The following is a 19435-nucleotide window of genomic DNA, read 5'->3' on the forward strand; positions in this document are numbered from 1 at the left end:
GTCGCCCCCGCGAAGGTGCGCGGCAGCGAGAAGATCCCCGCGCCCACCATCCCGCCCACCACCATCGCGGTGAGCTGCATGCGGGACATCTTTTGCTCTGTGGAAGCCATCTGTCTCCTCTCAGCGGTCACTGACCCGCGGTTGTTATCGATCGTGCGCCTGGGCGGGTGACCCGCAGGCCACCGCTCGATGTCGGCGACCTAGCATTGGTGGACGTAAAAACTTTGTCAAGCCGAGCACGGATGCTTGCGTGCCTGGTTCGCCGGCCTCCAATGCCCGAAGGTGCAAGCGGCATTGCACGTCAGGCCAATTGCCTCGCGCGACGCCTGCGATCATCTTTTCGGACCGAATCACATCTCCTGGAAGGAGGCATCCAATGACGACCAAGCTCTTGTCCCGCATTGCCGCAATGGCCATGGCGCTGGTGCTCGCCGCCTGCGCCGCGACCGGTTCGCAGCCCGATGACATGACGATCCGCCAGGGCGTCATCGAGCAGATCAATCCGACGCAGATCCAGAGCAACGTCAACACCGGCGTCGGCGCGGTGCTGGGCGGCCTCACGGGCCTGGGCATCGGCAGCCTGATCGGCGGCGGCACCGGGCGCGACGTGGCCATGGTGGTCGGCGCGATCGGCGGCACGATCGGCGGCGCCGAAGTGGCGCGCCGCTACGAGCGGCCGCTCGAAGGCCAGGAGATCTTCGTGCGCACCAACAGCGGCGTTCTGGTGCAGGTGACGCAGCCCGCGACACCGGGCCTGCGCGTCGGGCAGCGTGTGTTCATCCAGGGCAAGGGCGACGCCGCGCGCGTGGTTCCGCAGTGAGCGATGCCGGGATCACCCGGTCTTTCTGATCGCTGCGAAGGACGCTAGCATCCGCCGGGACTCGATGTCCGGGGCTTGGGTCTTTCAGCCCGAGCCCCCTTCGCCATGACCGTCCAGCTCGGCCTCGTCCTCTTCCTGCTCGCCGCGGCGATCGCGATGTTCGCCTTGAACCGGCCGCGCACCGACGCGGTCGCGCTCATCATGATGGCGACCCTGCCCTTCACCGGCGTGGTGACCATGCAGGAGGTGCTCGCCGGTTTCGCCGACCCCAACGTGGTCCTCATTGCGATGCTGTTCGTCATCGGCCAGGGGCTGGTGCGCACCGGGGTCGCGCGGCGGCTCGGCGACATGCTCGTGACGCGGGCCGGGTCGAACGAGACGCGCCTCATCGTGATGCTGATGGTCATCGTGGCACTGGTCGGCTCCATCATGAGCTCGACCGCGGTGGTCGCGATCTTCATCCCCATCGTGCTGCGCATCGCGCACAACACCGGGCTCGCGCCGGGCCGCCTCATGATGCCGTTGAGCGTCGCCGCGCTGGTGAGCGGCACGCTGACCCTGGTGGCGACCACGCCGAACCTCGTGATCCACGGCGAGCTGGTGCGCGAAGGCTTCAAGGGCTTCGGCTTCTTCAGCCTCACGCCGTTCGGGCTGCCGCTGCTGGTCGTGGCGATCGTCTACATGCTGCTCACGCGAAGCTGGCTCGGCGGGTCGGCGGCGGCGTCGGCGGCGCACCCGAGCCAGCGTACCGGCCTCGGCGAGTGGATCGAGGAATACGGACTCGCGGGGCGCGAGCATCGGTTCGCGGTGTCCTCGGACTCGCTGCTCGCCGGCAAGACGCTCGAAGAGTTGGCGCTGGAGCCCCTCCCCGGCGTGAATCTGCTGGCCGTCGAGCGCCGGACTCGCTTTGCGACCCACCTGCTGCCTCCGAGCGCGCGCATCGAGGCGGGCGACGTGCTCTTTGTCGATGTGTCGGATCCGGCGATCGACCTCGACGCGCTCATCCTGCGCTTCGGCGTGAGCCGGCTGCCGCTGGCGGGCGCGTACTTCTCGGAGCACGCGCAGGACATCGGCATGGCCGAAGTGATGATCCCGCCCGGCTCCGCGCTGGTCGGCAAGACAATTCCCGAGGCACGCCTGCGCGACGCGCACGACGTGTCCGTCATCGGCCTGCGGCACGGCAGTGCCGAGGGCGTGGACGGCCTGCGTCCCGAGCGGCTCGAAGCGGGCGACACCCTGCTCGTGGTCGGGCTCTGGAAGGCGATCAGCAAGCTCCGCTCGGACATGGACCTCGTGGTCTTCAACCTGCCGACCGAATTCGACGACGTCGCGCCGGCAGCGCCGCGCGCGCCGCTCGCGCTGCTCTCGCTCGCGCTGGTCGTGGCGCTGATGGTGAGCGGCGTGTTGCCCAACGTGCACGCCGCGCTGATCGGCTGCCTGCTGATGGGCCTCTTCGGCTGCATCGATCTGCCGAGCGCCTACCGGTCGGTCCACTGGCAGAGCCTGCTGCTGATCGTCGGCATGCTTCCGTTCTCGCTGGCGCTGCAGCGCACCGGCGGCGTGGACATCGCGGCGCAAATGCTCGTGGGCGCGATCGGCGACGCGGGACCGCGCACCGTGCTGGCCGCGGTCTTCATCGTCACGGCGCTGCTGGGCATGTTCATCTCCAACACCGCGACGGCGGTGCTGATGGCGCCGGTCGCGATCGCGATCGCGATCGCGCAGCAGCTGAACGCATCGCCGCTGCCTTTCGCGATGATCGTGGCGCTGGCATCGTCCGCGGCGTTCACGACGCCGGTCTCGTCGCCGGTGAACACGCTCGTCGTGGGACCGGGCGACTACAGCTTCATGGACTTCGTGCGCGTCGGCGTGCCGCTGGTGCTGCTCACGCTGCTGCTCTCGATCACGCTGGTCCCGTGGCTGCTGCCGCTCTAGCCGATGACCGCGTAGGCGACGATCTCGATCTTCATGCCGGGCACCACGAGGCCCGCGACGCCCATGCTGGAGCGGTTCGGATACGGCGCCGCGAAGAACTCGCGGTAGACCTCGTCGATGACCGGCATGTCCTTCACGTCGGTCATGTAGATCAGGACCTGCGTCACATCATCAAGGCTGCCGCCGGCAGCCTCGACCGCGCGCTTCAGGTTGGCGAAGGTCAGTCGCGCCTGCGCCGCGATGGGGCCGGTGTCGATGCTGCCGTCGGTGCGTACCGGGCCGTGCGCGGTGAACAGCAGGCCCGATGCCTTGACGGCCCAGGAGAACGGCTGCTTGAGCGGCGGAAGGCCGGTGTCGATGATTTCCTTCATGGGGTGCGGTCTCACAAGGATTCGAGGATACGAAGCGTCGCGTCGCCCAGCAGCGTGCCACGTTCCGACAGTTCGAGGATGACGTTGAAATGGTTGCGTGCCGGAACTTCGAAGTGTTCGAGCATGGGAGCGCCTGCTGCGTCGACCGCACCGGCAAATGCGCGGCTCTGGCGCTTGAACTCGCCGGTTTCGATCTCGCCCCAGCAGACGACTGTCGGTGGGAACCCATCCAGCGGCAGGCGGATCGGGCTCAACGTCGCCGCGTCGCCCGGCGTGAGCGACAGCGCCTGGTCGATCGACGTGCCGATCAGCGGCTCGAGCTCGTACACGCCCGAGACCAGCACACCGGCGGCAGGGATGCCGTCGGGCAGGTCGCGGTCTTCCGTCCAGCCACGCACGCAGCACATGGCGGCGAGGTGCGCGCCGGCGGAGCTGCCAGCCACCGCGATGCGCGAAGGATCGAAGCCCAGCTCGGCGCCGCGCGCATGCAGCCAGCGCAGCGCGTTCCTGCATTCGAGCGCGATCGCTCCGATGTTCGCGTGCGGCGCCAGCGTGTAGTCGACAGCGGCATAGGCAAAGCCCGCGTCGAGCGCGCCGGGTGCGCCGAAGAGCGAGCTGCTCTTCGACAACTCCTGCCAGTACCCGCCGTGGATGAAGACGAGCAACGGCGGCAGCGCCCCGTCTGGCCTCTCCGGCGGGACGAAAAGGTCGAGCCGCTGCGACGGCTTGTCGCCGTAGGGCAGGTCGCGCTGCGCGGCGCGCGCCCGCAGCGCTGCCGCGCTCTGGTCCGCATAGGCGCGCAGGAACGGGGCGTAGTCGCCGCCGATGCACGAGCTCGGCGAGTACTCCCGCTCGCGGTCTTCGAGGGAAAGCACCGGCATGTCGTTGCTCAAAGCTCGGTGCGCACGCGCCAGAGTTCGGGGAACAGCACCACGTCGAGCATCTTGCGCAGATAGCTCACCCCGCCGGTGCCGCCGGTGCCACGCTTGAAGCCGATGACGCGCTCCACCGTGGTGACATGGCGGAAGCGCCAGAGCCGGAAGGCATCCTCGAGGTCGACGAGCTCTTCCGCCAGTTGATAGAGGTCCCAGTGGATGCGCGGGTCGCGGTAGACCTCGAGCCAGGCCTGCGTGACTTCGTCGCTCGCGACGTAGGGCTGGGTCCAGTCGCGCGCCAGGTGCGTGGCCGGGATCGCGAGCCCGCGCCGCGCCAGGAGCCGCAGCGACTCGTCGTACAGCGAAGGCGACTCGTAGGCAGTGCGCACGCGCTCGAGCAGGTCGGAGCGATGTTCGTGCGGCTTCAGCATCGCCGCGTTCTTGTTGCCCAGCGAGAACTCGATGCAGCGGTACTGGTAGCTCTGGAAGCCGCTCGATGCACCGAGGTACGGGCGCATCGCGGTGTACTCGGGCGGCGTCATGGTAGCGAGCACGTCCCAGGCGTGGACGAGCTGCTCCATGATGCGCGACACCCGCGCGAGCATCTTGAACGCGGTGTCGAGCTCGTCGGTCGCGATGCAGCGCAGCGCAGCGCCCAGCTCGTGCAGCATGAGCTTCATCCACAGCTCGCTGGTCTGGTGCTGCACGATGAACAGCATCTCGTCGTGCGCCGGAGAAAGCGGCTTCTGCGCGTGAAGGATCTCGTCGAGATGAAGGTAGTCGCCGTAGCTCATGGACCGGCTGAAGTCGAGCTGCGCCTTCTCTTCGTGAACGATGTGCTCGGGCACCGAGCCGGGGGCCTGCGCGGTCATGCGGATCAACCCAGCACGGCGGCCATGGATTGCGCCACGTGGTCCACGTTGCTGGTCGTCAGGCCCGACAGGCACAGGCGGCCGGAGCGCACGAGGTACACGCCGTGCTCTTCACGGAGCCGATCGACCTGCGCTTCGCTCAGGCCCGTGTAGCTGAACATGCCGCGCTGGGTAAGGAAGTAGTCGAAGCTGCGGCGGCCCTGGAACTTGTCGGTGAGCACCGCATGCAGCCGCTCACGCATGGCGCGGATGCGCTTGCGCATTTCGGCGGTTTCGTTCGACCACTCGGCGAACAGCGCCGGGTCCTGCAGCACACGTGCGACGATGCGGCCGCCATGCGTGGGCGGCGTGGAGTAGTTGCGGCGCACCGTGGCCTTGAGCTGGCCGAGCACCACATCCGCAGCGTCGCGGTTCACGCACACCACGCTCAGGCCGCCGCAGCGCTCGCCGTACAGCGAGAAGTTCTTCGAGAACGAGTTGGCGATGAAGAACTGCAGGCCGGCCTCCGCCATGGCGCGCACCGCGAAGGCATCCTCGTCGAGGCCGTCGCCGAAGCCCTGGTAGGCGATGTCGATGAACGGGATCAGCTCGCGCTCGCGCAGCACCGGGATCAGCGTCTGCCACTGCGCGGTGGTGAGGTCGACGCCGGTCGGGTTGTGGCAGCTCGCGTGCAGCAGCACGATGCTGTGGCGCGGCAGGCCCTGCAGCGTGGTCAGCATGTCGTCGAAACGCAGGCCGCCGGTCTTCGCGTCGTAGTAGGGGTAGGTCTTCACCTCGATGCCCGCGCCGTCGAAGATGGCGTGGTGGTTTTCCCAGGTCGGGTCGCTCACCCAGATGCCGCTTCCGGGGAAATAGCGGCGCAGGAAATCTCCGCCGACCTTGAGGCCGCCCGAGCCGCCGAGCGTCTGCAGGGTCGCAACGCGACCGCTCTTCACCGCTTCATGTTCGGCGCCGAACAGCAGGCGCTGCACGCCGCTGCGGAAATCGGCCAGGCCTTCCATCGGCAGGTAGGGGCGCGGGCCGAGTTCCTGCAGCAGCGCGGTCTCGGCCTTGCGCACGGACGACAGCACGGGCAGACGGCCTTCGTTGTCGAAGTACACGCCGATGCTGAGGCTGACCTTCTCGGGCCGCGGGTCCTTCTGGAACGACTCCATCAGGGAAAGGATGGGGTCGCCCCCGTAGACGGGAACGTGGTCGAACAGGGAAGCGGTCGCTGAGGTCATGGGCTACTCGTCATGGCAGGGGAGGTGGCGAGATTTTTCTTGACTGGGTCATCCTTGCCAAGGATATTTTTCGATCCGCATAATTTCGCCCTGAATCGACCAATTGCAGGAATTTTTATGCCCATTGATCTGGACAATACCGACCGACAGCTCCTGGCGGCGCTCCAGCAGAACGCCCGGCTCACCACGGGGGAACTCGCCCAGATGACGGGGCTGTCGCAATCGCCCTGCTGGCGCAGGATACGGCGCCTGGAGGAATCGGGCCTCATCGACGGCTACCACGCGCGGCTCGACAGGCGAGCGCTTGGCTACGGCGTGGTCGCATTCGTCAGCATCAGCATCGACTTCCAGAATGAGGCGCGCTCGGTCGAGTTCGTGGAAGCGGTGCGCGCGATCCCGCAGGTCGTGATGTTCCACGGCATCACCGGCTCGGCGGACTTCCTGCTGATGGTGATTGCCAACGACCTCGACGCCTACTCGGAGCTCCTGCAGAGCAAGCTGCACCGGCTGCCCGGCGTGCGGCATGTGCAGACGAGCTTTTCGCTGCAGGAGTTCAAGCGCTTCGACGACGTGCCGATCCCGGCCCAATGAAAAGGGCCGGTCTCCTCGCGGAAACCGGCCCGGGTTCGGATCGGAACAGCCGGATCAGAACGGAATGTCGTCATCCATGTCGTCGAATCCCGTCGACGACTTGGAAGGCGCCTGGCGAGGCGCAGGCGCTGGCGCCCGGGGAGCGGCCGCCGGGGCGCGCGAATAGCCGCCACCGCCACCGCCACCGCCACCGCCACCACCGCCGTAACCACCGCCACCACCGTAGCCATCGTCATCGCCCGAAGGCGCACCCTGACCCTGGCGGCTGCCGAGCATCTGCATCTGGTCGACGCGGATGTCGGTGGCGAACTTCTCCACGCCATCCTTGTCCGTGTATTTGCGGGTGCGGATCTGACCCTCGACGTAGATCTGGGAACCCTTGCGTAGGTACTGCGCGGCAATTTCGGCCAGCCGGCCGTTGAAGACGAGACGGTGCCACTCGGTGGCTTCGCGCATTTCGCCGCTTTGCTTGTCCTTCCACTTGTCCGTGGTGGCGAGGGTGACGTTGCACACCTGATCGCCGCTGGGGAAGGTGCGTGTTTCCGGATCGCGTCCGAGATTGCCGACGAGAATGACTTTGTTGACCGATGCCATGTGTACTGCCCCTGGTGACAGAAATGAGATTTGAGCCGCAGGAAGCCTGTCCTGCGCCTCGGATGCCAAAGCCGCACCGTCGCGGGCGCGCTGGCGCGGCTTTTCCGATCGATCGAGTCTAACTCGCCGCGCCCGCTGCCCGCCGTACGCGTCGGCGCTTCAACAGGCTGGGGAAAACACCTGCGCCGAGGCCTCGTCAATGGCCATGGGGACGCCGGCGGGCTTGCTGGAGCGCTCCGTCTGCGTCAGGCGATAGCCGAGGCGGGGGCACGTCTCGAGATCCCAGCCGTGCTGGCCGCGCAGCCGGAGCGAGGATCGCAGCTCCTTGATGACACTCCCGATGTTGTCGATCCGGTGCCGCGCCAGCCCCTGTTCGTCCGGCGGCAGCATCAGGGTCAACGTCCGCTTGGGGACGATCTGGCCGGCGCGGAAGAAGAGTTCCAGCGCGATGTCGAAGGCAACCGGGTCGAGCCCGGTCTGACGGCCGTCGAAAGCGACGACCCGCCTCGCCGGCTCGAAGGTGTAGTCGCCCCAGGCCATCTTGAGCGGCGCCTTGTCGATGCCGATGGCACTGAACAGCGAAAGGACCGCCATGCAAAGGTCCGGGAAATATCGGGGCGAGGCGACGACCAGGTTGTCGGTCGGCGGGACCGGCCCGGCGTCCCTCCCGAACCGGGCGAGCAGCAACGGGAGTTTCGGGCCGACGAGTTCGCGCAGGCTCTGCAGGAATGGCCGCCCGAGGCTGTCCGCGACTGGCACTTCGCCAACCAGCAGCATCTCGAGCATCGATGCATCGGGGCCGACCTCGATCAGTTCATCGAGGCTGACGAACACGAGCGGCGCATAGCCGGCGGCGCGAAAGATGCGGCGCGCAAATTCGCGCGTACGCAAGCTATAGGCGAGCACACCGACTCGCCGGCGGGCGGCGGAACAACGCATGGTGGTGCGGCCCCGTTCAGCGCGCGAAGGCGGATCGACGTCCGCGCGCACCGCCAGGCAGCGCCCGGCACTGAAGGGGAACGTGATCCCGGGAGAATGGAAGTGGGGTCGGCAAGGCCAGCCCTTGGGCCACTGAGGCAGTCATGTTGTTTCCCTGGTGCACTGCGCGGCGCGTGCACCTGTTGTTGGTATTTCGATCCACGCCGGAGCGTCGTGCAGCGGGCGACGGCGTCTGCCCGCCTGCATGCGTGAGCCGGCGTCGCGTCAGGTGACGAGGCGGTGGGTGCGAGAAAAATCGACCAGCTCGACCAGGCTGGAGATGTTCAGCTTCTCGAAGATTCGCGCCTTGTAGCCACTGATCGTCTTGTTGCTGATGAGCAGGATTTCGGCGATTTCCTTGTTGCTCAGCCCGCGCGCGAGATGCTGGAGAACCGTGAGCTCCCGGTCCGACAGCCGGCGGATCAAGGCATTCGGGCGCGAGCCGTCCAGCAGGGTCGACTGCGAAGCGAGGATCGATGTCGCGAAGATGCTGTAGCCCGCGAGAACAGCGTGCGCTGCATGGATCAGCCGCTGCAGATCCTCGGACTTGCTGATGAACGCATTCGCACCGGCCTTGACCGCCCGGGCACCGAAGATCGACTCTTCCTGGCCCGACAGCACGATCAGCTTGGTCTCGGGCAACGCCTTGCGGACCCGCTCGATCACGTCGAGCCCGTTCAGCCGGGGCAGTTCGAGATCAAGGACCACCAGTTCCGGGGCCAGTTCGCGGATCGTCTCGAGGGCCGAAGGGCCGTCCCCGGCCTCGCCGATGACTTCGAACTGATGGGTGCCTGTCAGTGCGGTCCGAACCGCCAGGCGGATCGCCGGGTGACCGTCGACGACGACTACTGAATGCATATTTCTCCCTTGCGTTGACATCAGCGGCGGAGCATAGCGGCGCCCCTCTGCGATCGGCGACCTTTCCCCGATTGAGGGTCATTTTTCAGATTCTTCTTGTCCGCAAGGGAGGATTTCTTGCCAGGGCACACGTGTCCGCGCCCGAATTCCCGGCACATGCCCCGAAACACGCAGGCACTTATCATGTCCGGTTGCCCAGAATCGACCGCCCCGTGAATCCCACCCCCGATGACGCCTACCTCGGTGCCGTGCTTGCGCAGCAGCGCATCAGCATTCGCGGCGCCCGAACGCACAACCTCAAGAACGTCGACCTCGACATCCCGCGCAACAAGCTGGTGGTGATCACCGGCCTGTCGGGGTCGGGCAAGTCGAGTCTCGCGTTCGACACGCTGTACGCCGAGGGGCAGCGCCGCTACGTGGAGAGCCTCTCGGCCTATGCGCGGCAGTTCCTGCAGTTGATGGACAAGCCGGACGTCGACGTCATCGAAGGCCTGTCCCCGGCGATCAGCATCGAGCAGAAGGCGACCAGTCACAACCCGCGCTCCACCGTGGGCACGGTGACCGAGATCCACGACTACCTGCGCCTGCTGTACGCGCGCGCCGGCACGCCCTACTGCCCCGATCACGACATGCCGCTGCAGGCGCAGACGGTGAGCCAGATGGTGGATGCGGTCCTCGCGATTCCCGACGAGCCGCGGCTGATGATCCTGGCGCCAGTCGCGCGCGAGAAGAAGGGCGAATTTCTCGAGCTCTTCGCCGAGATGCAGGCGCAGGGCTACATCCGCTTCCGCGTCGACGGGCAGACCTACGAATACAACGACCTGCCCAAGCTCAAAAAGACCGAGAAGCACGACATCGACGTGGTGATCGACCGCCTGCGCGCGCGCCCCGACATGCAGCAGCGCCTCGCGGAGAGCTTCGAGGCCGCGCTTCGCCTCGCGGACGGCCGCGCGATCGCGCTCGAAATGGATGCACCTGCAACCGAGACGCCTGCATCCGGATTGCCGCCCGCGCGCGAGCACCTCTTCAACGCAAAGTTCGCCTGCCCGATCTGCCACTACTCGCTGGCCGAACTCGAGCCGCGCCTCTTCTCCTTCAACTCGCCGGTGGGTGCCTGCCCGACGTGCGACGGCCTCGGCAACCGGGAGTTCTTCGACCCCGCGCGAGTGGTCGCCTTTCCGTCACTGAGCCTCGCCAGCGGCGCGGTGAAGGGCTGGGACCGCCGCAACGGCTACTACTTCAGCATGCTGGAGAGCGTCGCCAAGCACTACAAGTTCGACATCGACAAGCCTTTCGAGGAGCTGCCCGCTTCGGTGCAGCAGGCGGTGCTGAACGGCTCGATGCAGGAAGAGATCAAGTTCTCCTACGTGATGGAAAGCGGCCAGCAGGCCGGCAAGAAGCTGGTACGCAAGCATCCCTTCGAAGGGATCATCCCGAACATGGAGCGCCGCTATCGCGAGACCGATTCCGCGATGGTGCGCGAAGACCTCTCGCGCTTCCGCAACCTCCAGCCCTGCCCCGACTGCGAAGGCACGCGCCTGCGGCGCGAGGCGCGCAACGTGTTCCTGGTGGACGACGCAGGCCCGGAACCGCGCCGCATGGCGATCTACGAGATCAGCCACGCCACGCTGCGCGAGAGCTTCGACTATTTCCGCACGCTGCACCTGCGCGGCGCCAAGGCCGAGATCGCCGACAAGGTGGTGCGCGAGATCGGCCTCAGGCTCAAGTTCCTCAACGACGTCGGGCTCAACTACCTGAGTCTCGACCGAAGCGCCGAGACGCTCTCCGGCGGCGAAGCGCAGCGCATCCGCCTCGCTTCGCAGATCGGCTCCGGGCTCACCGGCGTGATGTACGTGCTCGACGAACCCAGCATCGGCCTGCACCAGCGCGACAACGACCGCCTCATCGGCACGCTGAAGCACCTGCGCGACATCGGCAACAGCGTGATCGTGGTCGAGCACGACGAGGACATGATCCACGCGGCCGACCACATCATCGACATGGGCCCCGGCGCGGGCGTGCATGGCGGACGCGTGATGGCGCAGGGCAACTACGCGCAGGTCGCGGGCAATCCGGATTCGCTCACAGGCCAGTACCTCTCGGGCGAAAAGAAGATCGCCGTTCCGGCACGGCGCACGCCATGGCTGCCGGTGGTCACGAAAGACGCGCCTGAAACGGCGAAGAAAGCGTCGCGCTTCCCGCCGAGCGCCGCGGCCGAACGACGCGCCGCGCGCGAAGCCGCTCATCTCGCCACGCAGAGCAACGTGCAGGAAATCCGCGTCGTCGGCGCGACCGGCAACAACCTCAAGAACGTGAACGTGGCCTTTCCGGTCGGCCTGCTGACTTGCGTCACCGGCGTCTCGGGCTCGGGCAAATCGACGCTGGTCAACGACACGCTCTACACCGCGGTGGCGCGCACGCTCTACCGCGCGCACGAGGAGCCGGCCGCGCACGAGGCGATCGAGGGCATCGAGTACTTCGACAAGGTCATCAGCGTCGACCAGTCGCCCATCGGCCGCACGCCGCGCAGCAACCCGGCGACCTACACCGGCCTCTTCACGCCGATCCGCGAACTGATGGCCGAGACCAACACCGCGCGCGAGCGCGGCTACGGCCCCGGCCGCTTCAGCTTCAACGTCGCGGGCGGCCGCTGCGAGGCCTGCCAGGGCGACGGCGTGGTGAAAGTCGAGATGCACTTCCTGCCCGACGTGTACGTGCCCTGCGAGGTGTGCCACGGCCAGCGCTACAACCGCGAGACGCTGGAGGTGCAGTACAAGGGCCGCAACATCGCGCAGATCCTCGACATGACCGTGGAGACCGCCTACGAGTTCCTGAAGGCCGTGCCCACCATCGAACGCAAGCTGCGCACCCTGCTCGACGTCGGCCTGAGCTACATCAAGCTGGGACAGGCCGCGACGACGCTGTCGGGTGGCGAGGCGCAGCGGGTGAAGCTCGCGCTCGAGCTCAGCAAGCGCGACACCGGACGCACGCTCTACATCCTCGACGAGCCGACCACCGGCCTGCACTTCGCGGACATCGAGTTGCTGCTCAAGGTGCTGCACCAGTTGCGCGACGCGGGCAACACCATCGTGGTGATCGAACACAACCTCGACGTGATCAAGACCGCGGACTGGCTGATCGACATGGGGCCGGAAGGCGGCGCCGGTGGCGGCACGGTGGTGGGGGTGGGGACGCCGGAGACGATCGCGGCGAACGAGGCGAGCCATACCGGGCGCTATCTCAAGCGGCTGCTGCCCGGCTGACGAAGCCGCCGCGACATGACCTCCGAGGTCATCGACGCCGTTCCCCTGCTCTAGGACATTGGAGGCAAGCCGGCGCCAAGGCGGCGCCGGCAGCAACCGGGCCGAACATCCAAGGCCAACGAAAGAGCATCATGAACGGCTTCGACACCCTCCCCCTCGCTGCAGGTCTCCTCATCGGCATCGCCGCCGTGGGCTCGTGCCTCGGCATCGGCATCGTCGGTTCGAAGCTCCTCGAAGGCACCGCGCGCCAGCCGGAACTCAAGGACACACTGCAGACGCAGTTCTTCCTGATCGCGGGCGTGACGGACGCGGCGTTCATCATCGCCACCGGCATCGGCCTGTGGTTCGCGACCGCCAATCCGTTCAGGTAGCCAACCCGCAGGTTGCACGCATCCGCTGAATGCCGACGTCCCCGCGGCCGGCGCAGCCAGGCCCGTTCGCGAAACACCGCGGAACCGGCTTGGCCGGGCCGCTGGTGTTGCCCCCTCGCAGGGGGTGCAGAGCCACACGAAGTGGGCGAGGCTGGGGGTGAGCTATCTCTGCCCTATGCGGGCGTCGCCGAAAAGGGCCTTGAGTTCGCGCGGCTGGGAGCGCCAGTACTGCGGTGGCGCCTCGACCTGCGCGCCGAGTTCGGCGGCAGCGCGCCAGGGCCAGTGCGGCTCGAACAGGATCGCGCGCGCCACGGCCACCAGATCGGCCTCGCCGGACGCCACGATCGCTTCGGCCTGTGCAGGCTCGGTGACGAGGCCGACCGCCACGGTGGGCAGCCCCGCACCCCGCTTCACCTGCTCGGCCAACGGCACCTGGTAGCCCGGCCCGATAGGGATCTTCTGCTGCGGCGAGACACCGCCCGAAGACACGTGCATGAAGCTGCAGCCGCGTTGCGCCAGCGCCTTGCCGAAGGCGATGCTTTGTTCCACGTCCCAGCCGCCCTCGACCCAGTCGGTGGCCGAGATCCGCACACCCACGGGCACGCGCCCGGGCACTGCCGCGCGCACCGCATCGAAGACTTCCAGCGGAAAACGCATGCGGCTCTCAAGCGAACCGCCGTACGCATCGGCGCGCTGATTGGCGATCGGGGAAAGGAACTGATGCAGCAGATAGCCGTGCGCCGCATGGAGCTCGATCGCGTCGAGACCCAGCGCGTCGGCGCGCTGCGCCGCGCGGACGAACGCGGATTTGACGCGCGCCAGCCCCGCGGCATCGAGAGCCACGGGCAGCGGTTCGCCCGGCGCGTGCGGAAGGGCCGACGGCGCCACCGTCTGCCACGCGCCCTCGGCCGGGGTCAGGCACTGGCCGCCCTCCCATGGCACGTGGCTCGAAGCCTTGCGGCCTGCATGGCCGAGCTGGATCGCGACCGGAATGCGCGAATGTCGACGGATGGCCTTCAGCACGCGCGCCAGCGCGGCCTCGTTGTCGTCGGTGTACAGCCCGAGGTCACCGTGCGTGATGCGGCCGATCTCCTCCACCGCGGTCGCCTCGATGATCAGCAACCCGGCGCCCGACAACGCGAGCTGGCCGAGATGGATCATGTGCCAGTCGCCCGCGTTACCGTTCTCCGCCGAGTACTGGCACATCGGAGCGATCACGATCCGGTTGCGAAGCGGCAGCGCGCCGAGCGCGTAGGGCGAGAAAAGGGCACTCATGGCGAACTCCGCGGGTTGATGGCGACGGGCGCCCCTAGATCGGCGCCGCGCGGCCCGCACTCGACAACAGGCTTCCCTTGGGCAGGATGCGCAGCATCCCTTCCTGCGCAGTCGAGGCGACCAGCCGGCCGTCGCGCGTGAAGACACTGCCGCGACAAAAGCCGCGCGCACCGCCCGCGCTCGGCGAATCGAGCACGTAGAGCAGCCACTCGTCCATGCGGAAATCGCGGTGGAACCACATCGCGTGGTCCAGGCTCGCGGGGCGAACCTGCCCGCTCATGAAGCTCAGGCCATGCGGCAGCATCGCGGCGCGCAGCAGGCCGTGGTCCGATGCGTAGGCGAGGAGCGCGCGATGCACCAGCGGGTCGTCCGGCAGCGGCGCGATCGCGCGCATCCAGAGTGCGCTTTCCGAAGGGCGCGGGGCCGGGTCCAGCGGATCGTCGGGCTCGACGCGGCGGTATTCGATGCCGTGCGGCACGAGGCCCTTGGCGCGGAAGTACGCCGGCAGGCGGTCACCGAGGGCGATGCGCTGTTCGAGCTCGCTCGGCAGGCCTTCGGGGCCGTCGAGGTGGGGCATGGCGAGCTGGTGCTCGATGCCCTTGTCGACCGTCTGGAACGAGGCCGACATCTCGAAGATGATCCGATTGCCCTGCCGCGCAATCACGTGCCGGGCGGTGAAATTGCGGCCGTCGCGCACGCGGTCCACCGCGTACTCGATGGGCGCGTGCTCGCCGGGCAGGAGGAAGTAGGCGTGCATCGAATGCACCGGGCGATCGGCGCCGACGGTGCGGCACGCCGCCATCAGAGACTGCCCGAGCACCTGGCCGCCATAGACGGCCGGGGTGCCGATGTCTTCGCTTTGCGCGCGAAATCGGTCATCGCCCAGGGGTTCGAGGTGCATCAGCTCGACGAGGTCGTCGACGAGGCGGGCGGCGGTCGCGGGGTCGGTCATGAGAAATAGCGCAGAAACGAGCCTGCAACGATAGCAAACAGATAGCCGCCGCGCTGTCTCTTTGCTGTCAGCGTGCCATCGCCTCAGTGATCGATGTCCACGCCATCCGCGACCAGCTTGCCTTGCAGCGCCGGCACGTCCACCGCCGCGAAGCTGCCGCCGCCCAGCGACGCCGCCGCCGTACCGGCCGCCTGCCCCATCACGAAGCAGCCGCCGCTGGCGCGCGCCGCCGACTGGCCTTCATGCGTCATCGACGCACAGCGCCCGGCCACGGCCAGGTTGTCCACGCCGCGCGGCACGACCATGCGCCATGGCAACTGGTTGTAGGTGCGGCGCTCGTCGCGCGGGAAGGCCCATTCGATGCGGCCCGCCGCGTGCATCTCCATCGGCCAGGCGTTGATGCCGATGCTGTCGTCGAAGCGCGCGGACGAGAGGATGTCCTCGCCGGTCAAGGCATAGAGCCCTTCGATGCGCCGCGTCTCGCGGATGCCCACTTGCGGCGCGATCTCGACGATGGCCGATTGCTCGAAGCCCGGCACCTCCGCCTTGAGGAAGCGGAAGTACTCGGCGATCTGCCGGCGGCCTTCGATCTCGCCGTCGCTGAGCTCGTGCGCATCGACGCCGTTCATCGCGTTGCCCGCCGCATTGCGGATTTGCGTGACATTGGCACGCCATTCGCGCGGGTCGATCTGCGGCCGCAGGATCGCGCCTTCGCGAGGAAAGCGGTACGCATCCGGATCGCGCTCGCGCACCTTCGCCATCAGGTCGTTGATTGCCTTGAACTCGCCCACCGCCGCCAGCGCGCGCTCTGCATCGACGTGCCCGACGCGGAACATCGTGGACGGGAACAGCCCGCTGCCATGCCCGTCGCCGACCGCGAACGGAACGCCCGCGAAGGCCGCGATATCGGCATCGCCGCTGCCGTCGATGAAGGCATTGGCGCGGATCGCCTGCCGGCCCGACTTGGTCTCGACGACGAGCGCGGCGATGCGCTGGCCGTCCATCACCACCGATGCGGCGAGCGCATGGAAGAGCAGGTGCACGCCGGTGGCGAGCAGCAACTGATCGGCTGCGCACTTGTAGACCGAGGTGTCGTACGAGCGCACCCTGATGCGGCCCTGCATGCCGTCCTGCGGCTTGTTGAGGCCGCCCAGCGCGTCGATGCGATCGAGCAGGTCGTCGGCCACGCCGTGCACCAGTTGCGTCATTTCGCCGTCGCGCTTGCCGTAGAGGCCCGCGAAGTTGGTCACGCCGCCGGCAGTGCCCATGCCGCCGAGAAAGCCGTAGCGCTCCACGAGCAGCGTGCGCGCACCGCGGCGCGCGGCACTCACGCTGGCGGCGATGCCGGCCGGGCCGCCGCCGACCACGACCACGTCGTATTCGCCGAACACCGGCAGGCTGCGCTGCGGCTCGATGACTGTCGCTGCGGTCACTGGAGCTTGATTCCGTTCGTGGAAATGATCTTCGACATGATCGCCGCCTCGTCCTTGACGCGCGCGCGCATGCCGTCAGGCGACGTGCCGACCGCCTGCCAGCCCTGGTCGAACAGCTTCTGGCGCACTTCGGGCGACTTCATGATGATCGCCAGCTCCTTGTTGATGCGCTCCTGGGCCGTCTTCGAGAGGTTCGCCGGGCCGAGCAGTGCGGTCCACACCTCGAGGTTGAAGTCCTTCACGCCGGCTTCGGAGAGCGATGGCACTTCGGGCGCAAGCGTGCTGCGACCGCTCGTGAGGCCCACGGCGCGGAGCTTGCCGGCCTTGACCTGCGGCAGCGCCACGCCCGGAGGAATCAGCGCCATCTGCACCTGGCCGCCGATCAGGCCGGTGACCACTTGCGGGTTGCCCTGATAGGGCACATGGATCGCCTTCATGCCCGGCACGCGGCTCTTGAGCTGCTCCATGCCGAGATGGCCGACCGAGCCCACGCCCACCGAACCGTAGCTCCAGGTGTCGCCGGCCTTGCGCGCGGCGTCGAAGAAGGCGGTGCCGCCCGGCAGATTCGCGGGCGCGACCAGCATCAGCGGCGCGGTGGCGATCAGCGACAGGTAGGTGAAGTCCTTGGCCGGGTCGTACGGCAGCTTTGGGTACAGCATCTTCGACGACGTCAGATTTCCGTTGATGACGATGCCGAGGGTGTGGTCGTCCGTGGCCTTGGCCACCTGGTCGGCCGCGATGTTGCCCGACGCGCCCGGCTTGTTGTCGACCACGACCGGCTGGCCGAGGGCCTTGGACAGCGGCTCGGCGATGGTGCGTGCCGCGATGTCGGGGGTCGATCCGCCGGGGAAGCCCACCAGCAGGCGGATCGGCTTCGTGGGCCATGCGGCGGCCTGCGCCATGGCGCCAAACGGCAAGGCGCCTGCGACGAGGCCGCAGGCGACTGCAAGAAGAGCTCTCTTGGATGCGTGCATAAGGCGAAACGGGGGAGAAGAAAAGGAAGGGCCACAAGGATAGCCCCACCTGTGACCAGTCGTTACGCGAGGCCGATATTGCCCCGGCGAACCATTGCAAGTCTCCCGCGATTTCAGTCGACCTTGACCTCGATGGCCTCCAGCCCATCGATGCGCACCTTCATCGTCTGGCCCGGCTTCACCGCGCCGACGCCTTCGGGCGTGCCGGTGAAGATCAGGTCGCCGGGCTGCAGCGCAAACAGCGTCGACAGATTCGCGATCACTTCGTTGACCGACCAGATGAGGTGGGTCAGGTCGCTCTTCTGGCGGACCTGGCCGTCCACTTCGAGCGTGATCGCGCCGGAGGTGATCTCGCCCGCATCGGCCTTCGTGCGCACCACGCCGACCGGCGCGGAGAAGTCGAAGGCCTTGCCGATTTCCCAGGGTCGGCCCTGTTCGCGCATCCTCATCTGCAGATCGCGGCGTGTCATGTCGAGGCCGACGGCGTAGCCATAGATGTGCTTCGCCGCATCCTCGACTGCGATGTTGCGGCCGCCCTGGCCGATCAGCACCACCAGCTCGGCTTCGTAGTGGTAGTTGGAGGTCAGCGGCGGGTACGGGATGACCACGGACTTGCCGGCGGCCACCGGCACGATCGAGGCGTCGTCGTTGGGCTTGCAGAAGAAGAAGGGCGGCTCGCGGTCCGGATCGAACCCCATTTCACGCGCATGCGCCGCGTAGTTGCGGCCCACGCAGTAGACGCGGCGCACCGGGAACTGATCGCTCGAACCGGCGATGGAAAGGCCGACGACGGAAGGGGGAGTGACAACGAAAGACATGGGGGCTCCTGCCGCGTATCGCGGCACATCGGTCAGAACAGGAAGTGGAAAAAAGTAACCGCGACCGCCATCGGCCGCGGCAGCGATCAGCGGATCAGGAATCCGTGAGGAAGGCTTCGCGCAACACGCCCATGGCCTGCTGCACCGGGCGGTCCGAGAAGCTGAACAGCACTGTCTCTTCGCTCGCCGAAAGGCGCAGCGGCGCCCACGAGGGCACGACGAAGGTGTCGCGGGGGCCGAAGCTGAAGCGCTGGCCGCCGATCTCGGCAGTGCCGCGGCCTTCGACCACGCTGTAGACCGCACCGTCTGTCGCACGGTGTGTCTTGCCCGCAAAGCCCTTCGGCAGGAGCTGCAGGTGGGTCCCGATGGTGGGCATCGGCGAACCGCCCGTCAGCGGATTGATGTAGCGCAGCTTGTGGCCGAGCCACGCATCGGGCGCCTCCTGCTTCTGCAGTTGCGCGAGCGCCTCGCGGCTGCGCGTGTAGGGGTAGTTGAAGATCGGCGAGGTGGCACTGGCGTGGTCGTGCCGCACCGGCACCATGTTGTGGCCGAAACGCGCGAGGCTGTTGCCTTCGGGCCGCGACACGTGTTGCACCTTGGCATCGTCGTTCTCGGCAAAGCCGGCATCGAAGAAGCGCAGCATCGGGATGTCGAGGCCGTCGAGCCAGACCACCGGCTCGCTCACGCCCTCGATGCCTTCGTTGCCATGGTCGTGCCAGGCCCACGACGGCGTGATGATGAAGTCGCCGGGATACATCGTGGTGCGCTCGCCGCCGACCGTGGTGTAGGCGCCCTTGCCGTCGACGATGAAGCGCAGCGCCGACTGCACATGGCGGTGCGACGGCGCGACCTCGCCTGGCATGATCAGTTGCAGGCCCGCGTAGAGCGATTGCGTGATCGACGAGCGGCCGGGGATCGCCGGGTTCTCCAGCACCAGCACGCGGCGCACGGCCTCTTCGGCGGTGATGAGGTCGGCCGATTCCATGAGCAGCGGGCGGATCTCGTCATAGCGCCAGAGCGCCGGCACGCAGGGCGTCTGCGGCTCGCGCGGCACGAGAGCGTGCAGCGACTCCCAGAGCGGCGTGAGATTCAGCGGGCGGATGCGCTCGTAGTAGGCGCGGCGTTCGGCTGCGTCGCGGTGCGCGGGCTGGGTGGTGGTGTTCATGCGTCTTGTCTCCTGGCAGCGGGGCCAATGCGTGATTGTTCGACGTGACCACTATCTGTTCAAGGCC

At 67.5% G+C, this 19435-nt stretch carries 18 protein-coding genes; 5 read left to right on the plus strand and 13 right to left on the minus strand.

What is annotated here, in order from left to right:
• Window positions 1-376 precede the first annotated feature (376 nt).
• Together BLW05_RS20170 and BLW05_RS20175 are read left to right on the plus strand one after the other, a co-directional pair.
• Window positions 377-820 carry a hypothetical protein gene (locus BLW05_RS20170; protein ID WP_093165347.1) on the plus strand — a complete coding sequence of 148 codons (444 nt, stop codon included), beginning with the start codon at window positions 377-379 and terminating at the stop codon, window positions 818-820.
• Window positions 821-925: 105 nt separating this feature from the next.
• Complete coding sequence (locus BLW05_RS20175) at window positions 926-2755, plus strand: SLC13 family permease (RefSeq protein WP_093165348.1); 1830 nt, start codon at window positions 926-928, stop codon at window positions 2753-2755.
• Here the strand turns inward: BLW05_RS20175 and BLW05_RS20180 are convergent.
• Genes BLW05_RS20180 through BLW05_RS20195 form a run of 4 tightly spaced genes read right to left on the minus strand, consistent with a single transcriptional unit; the run spans window position 2752 to window position 6075 of the window.
• Window positions 2752-3126 carry a RidA family protein gene (locus tag BLW05_RS20180; protein WP_093165349.1) on the minus strand — a complete coding sequence of 125 codons (375 nt, stop codon included), beginning with the start codon at window positions 3124-3126 and terminating at the stop codon, window positions 2752-2754. The genes BLW05_RS20175 and BLW05_RS20180 overlap by 4 nt on opposite strands.
• Window positions 3127-3137: 11 nt before the next feature.
• On the minus strand, window positions 3138-4007 hold the full coding sequence (locus BLW05_RS20185) for an alpha/beta hydrolase (protein ID WP_093165530.1): 870 nt from the start codon (window positions 4005-4007) through the stop codon (window positions 3138-3140).
• A gap of 8 nt (window positions 4008-4015) precedes the next feature.
• The gene (kynA, locus tag BLW05_RS20190) at window positions 4016-4873 is read right to left on the minus strand and encodes a tryptophan 2,3-dioxygenase (RefSeq protein WP_093165350.1); all 858 of its coding nucleotides are present in this window, start codon (window positions 4871-4873) and stop codon (window positions 4016-4018) included.
• A gap of 5 nt (window positions 4874-4878) precedes the next feature.
• Window positions 4879-6075 (minus strand): amino acid aminotransferase, encoded by a 1197-nt coding sequence (locus BLW05_RS20195; protein ID WP_305517004.1) that lies wholly within the window; start codon window positions 6073-6075, stop codon window positions 4879-4881.
• 138 nt (window positions 6076-6213) lie between these two features.
• Between BLW05_RS20195 and BLW05_RS20200 the strand changes: the two genes are divergently transcribed.
• Window positions 6214-6687, plus strand: coding sequence for an Lrp/AsnC family transcriptional regulator (locus BLW05_RS20200; protein ID WP_093165352.1), 474 nt, complete (start codon window positions 6214-6216; stop codon window positions 6685-6687).
• A 54-nt stretch (window positions 6688-6741) separates the two neighbouring features.
• Here the strand turns inward: BLW05_RS20200 and ssb are convergent, their stop codons facing one another.
• From ssb to BLW05_RS20215, 3 genes are all read right to left on the minus strand, one after another.
• Window positions 6742-7281 carry a single-stranded DNA-binding protein gene (gene ssb / locus BLW05_RS20205; protein WP_093165353.1) on the minus strand — a complete coding sequence of 180 codons (540 nt, stop codon included), beginning with the start codon at window positions 7279-7281 and terminating at the stop codon, window positions 6742-6744.
• A 159-nt stretch (window positions 7282-7440) separates the two neighbouring features.
• Window positions 7441-8271, minus strand: a complete 831-nt coding sequence (locus BLW05_RS20210; RefSeq protein ID WP_143044875.1) for a response regulator transcription factor — start codon at window positions 8269-8271, stop codon at window positions 7441-7443.
• A gap of 213 nt (window positions 8272-8484) precedes the next feature.
• On the minus strand, window positions 8485-9117 hold the full coding sequence (locus BLW05_RS20215; RefSeq protein WP_177142744.1) for a response regulator transcription factor: 633 nt from the start codon (window positions 9115-9117) through the stop codon (window positions 8485-8487).
• 212 nt (window positions 9118-9329) lie between these two features.
• Between BLW05_RS20215 and uvrA the strand changes: the two genes are divergently transcribed.
• Entirely contained in the window at window positions 9330-12380 is a 3051-nt protein-coding gene (gene uvrA, locus BLW05_RS20220) for an excinuclease ABC subunit UvrA (RefSeq protein ID WP_093165356.1), read from the plus strand.
• A gap of 131 nt (window positions 12381-12511) precedes the next feature.
• Complete coding sequence (gene atpE / locus BLW05_RS20225; protein WP_093165357.1) at window positions 12512-12751, plus strand: F0F1 ATP synthase subunit C; 240 nt, start codon at window positions 12512-12514, stop codon at window positions 12749-12751.
• Between the two features lie 162 nt (window positions 12752-12913).
• Here the strand turns inward: atpE and BLW05_RS20230 are convergent, their stop codons facing one another.
• From BLW05_RS20230 to gtdA, 6 genes are all read right to left on the minus strand, one after another.
• Window positions 12914-14026 (minus strand): NADH:flavin oxidoreductase/NADH oxidase, encoded by a 1113-nt coding sequence (locus BLW05_RS20230; RefSeq protein WP_093165358.1) that lies wholly within the window; start codon window positions 14024-14026, stop codon window positions 12914-12916.
• A gap of 34 nt (window positions 14027-14060) precedes the next feature.
• Window positions 14061-14978 (minus strand): acyl-CoA thioesterase, encoded by a 918-nt coding sequence (locus tag BLW05_RS20235; protein WP_093165359.1) that lies wholly within the window; start codon window positions 14976-14978, stop codon window positions 14061-14063.
• Window positions 14979-15061: 83 nt separating this feature from the next.
• Window positions 15062-16411 carry an FAD-dependent oxidoreductase gene (locus tag BLW05_RS20240; protein ID WP_093165360.1) on the minus strand — a complete coding sequence of 450 codons (1350 nt, stop codon included), beginning with the start codon at window positions 16409-16411 and terminating at the stop codon, window positions 15062-15064.
• The gene (locus BLW05_RS20245) at window positions 16408-17385 is read right to left on the minus strand and encodes a Bug family tripartite tricarboxylate transporter substrate binding protein (RefSeq protein ID WP_093165361.1); all 978 of its coding nucleotides are present in this window, start codon (window positions 17383-17385) and stop codon (window positions 16408-16410) included. The genes BLW05_RS20240 and BLW05_RS20245 overlap by 4 nt, the downstream gene beginning before the upstream one ends.
• A 113-nt stretch (window positions 17386-17498) precedes the next feature.
• The gene (locus BLW05_RS20250) at window positions 17499-18203 is read right to left on the minus strand and encodes a fumarylacetoacetate hydrolase family protein (protein WP_093165362.1); all 705 of its coding nucleotides are present in this window, start codon (window positions 18201-18203) and stop codon (window positions 17499-17501) included.
• Between the two features lie 94 nt (window positions 18204-18297).
• Window positions 18298-19368 carry a gentisate 1,2-dioxygenase gene (gtdA, locus tag BLW05_RS20255; protein WP_093165363.1) on the minus strand — a complete coding sequence of 357 codons (1071 nt, stop codon included), beginning with the start codon at window positions 19366-19368 and terminating at the stop codon, window positions 18298-18300.
• Window positions 19369-19435: the final 67 nt, after the last annotated feature.

Source organism: Variovorax sp. YR216 (genome assembly GCF_900107745.1).
Lineage (GTDB): Bacteria > Pseudomonadota > Gammaproteobacteria > Burkholderiales > Burkholderiaceae_C > Variovorax.

Excerpts from the sequence above, each read along its gene's own strand:
- BLW05_RS20170 (WP_093165347.1), top strand. The coding sequence starts at position 377 with ATGACGACCAAGCTCTTGTCCCGCATTGCCGCAATGGCCATGGCGCTG.
- BLW05_RS20175 (WP_093165348.1), top strand. The coding sequence starts at position 926 with ATGACCGTCCAGCTCGGCCTCGTCCTCTTCCTGCTCGCCGCGGCGATC.
- BLW05_RS20180 (WP_093165349.1), bottom strand. The coding sequence starts at position 3,126 with ATGAAGGAAATCATCGACACCGGCCTTCCGCCGCTCAAGCAGCCGTTC.
- BLW05_RS20185 (WP_093165530.1), bottom strand. The coding sequence starts at position 4,007 with ATGCCGGTGCTTTCCCTCGAAGACCGCGAGCGGGAGTACTCGCCGAGC.
- kynA (WP_093165350.1), bottom strand. The coding sequence starts at position 4,873 with ATGACCGCGCAGGCCCCCGGCTCGGTGCCCGAGCACATCGTTCACGAA.
- BLW05_RS20200 (WP_093165352.1), top strand. The coding sequence starts at position 6,214 with ATGCCCATTGATCTGGACAATACCGACCGACAGCTCCTGGCGGCGCTC.
- ssb (WP_093165353.1), bottom strand. The coding sequence starts at position 7,281 with ATGGCATCGGTCAACAAAGTCATTCTCGTCGGCAATCTCGGACGCGAT.
- BLW05_RS20215 (WP_177142744.1), bottom strand. The coding sequence starts at position 9,117 with ATGCATTCAGTAGTCGTCGTCGACGGTCACCCGGCGATCCGCCTGGCG.
- atpE (WP_093165357.1), top strand. The coding sequence starts at position 12,512 with ATGAACGGCTTCGACACCCTCCCCCTCGCTGCAGGTCTCCTCATCGGC.
- BLW05_RS20230 (WP_093165358.1), bottom strand. The coding sequence starts at position 14,026 with ATGAGTGCCCTTTTCTCGCCCTACGCGCTCGGCGCGCTGCCGCTTCGC.
- BLW05_RS20235 (WP_093165359.1), bottom strand. The coding sequence starts at position 14,978 with ATGACCGACCCCGCGACCGCCGCCCGCCTCGTCGACGACCTCGTCGAG.
- BLW05_RS20245 (WP_093165361.1), bottom strand. The coding sequence starts at position 17,385 with ATGCACGCATCCAAGAGAGCTCTTCTTGCAGTCGCCTGCGGCCTCGTC.
- BLW05_RS20250 (WP_093165362.1), bottom strand. The coding sequence starts at position 18,203 with ATGTCTTTCGTTGTCACTCCCCCTTCCGTCGTCGGCCTTTCCATCGCC.
- gtdA (WP_093165363.1), bottom strand. The coding sequence starts at position 19,368 with ATGAACACCACCACCCAGCCCGCGCACCGCGACGCAGCCGAACGCCGC.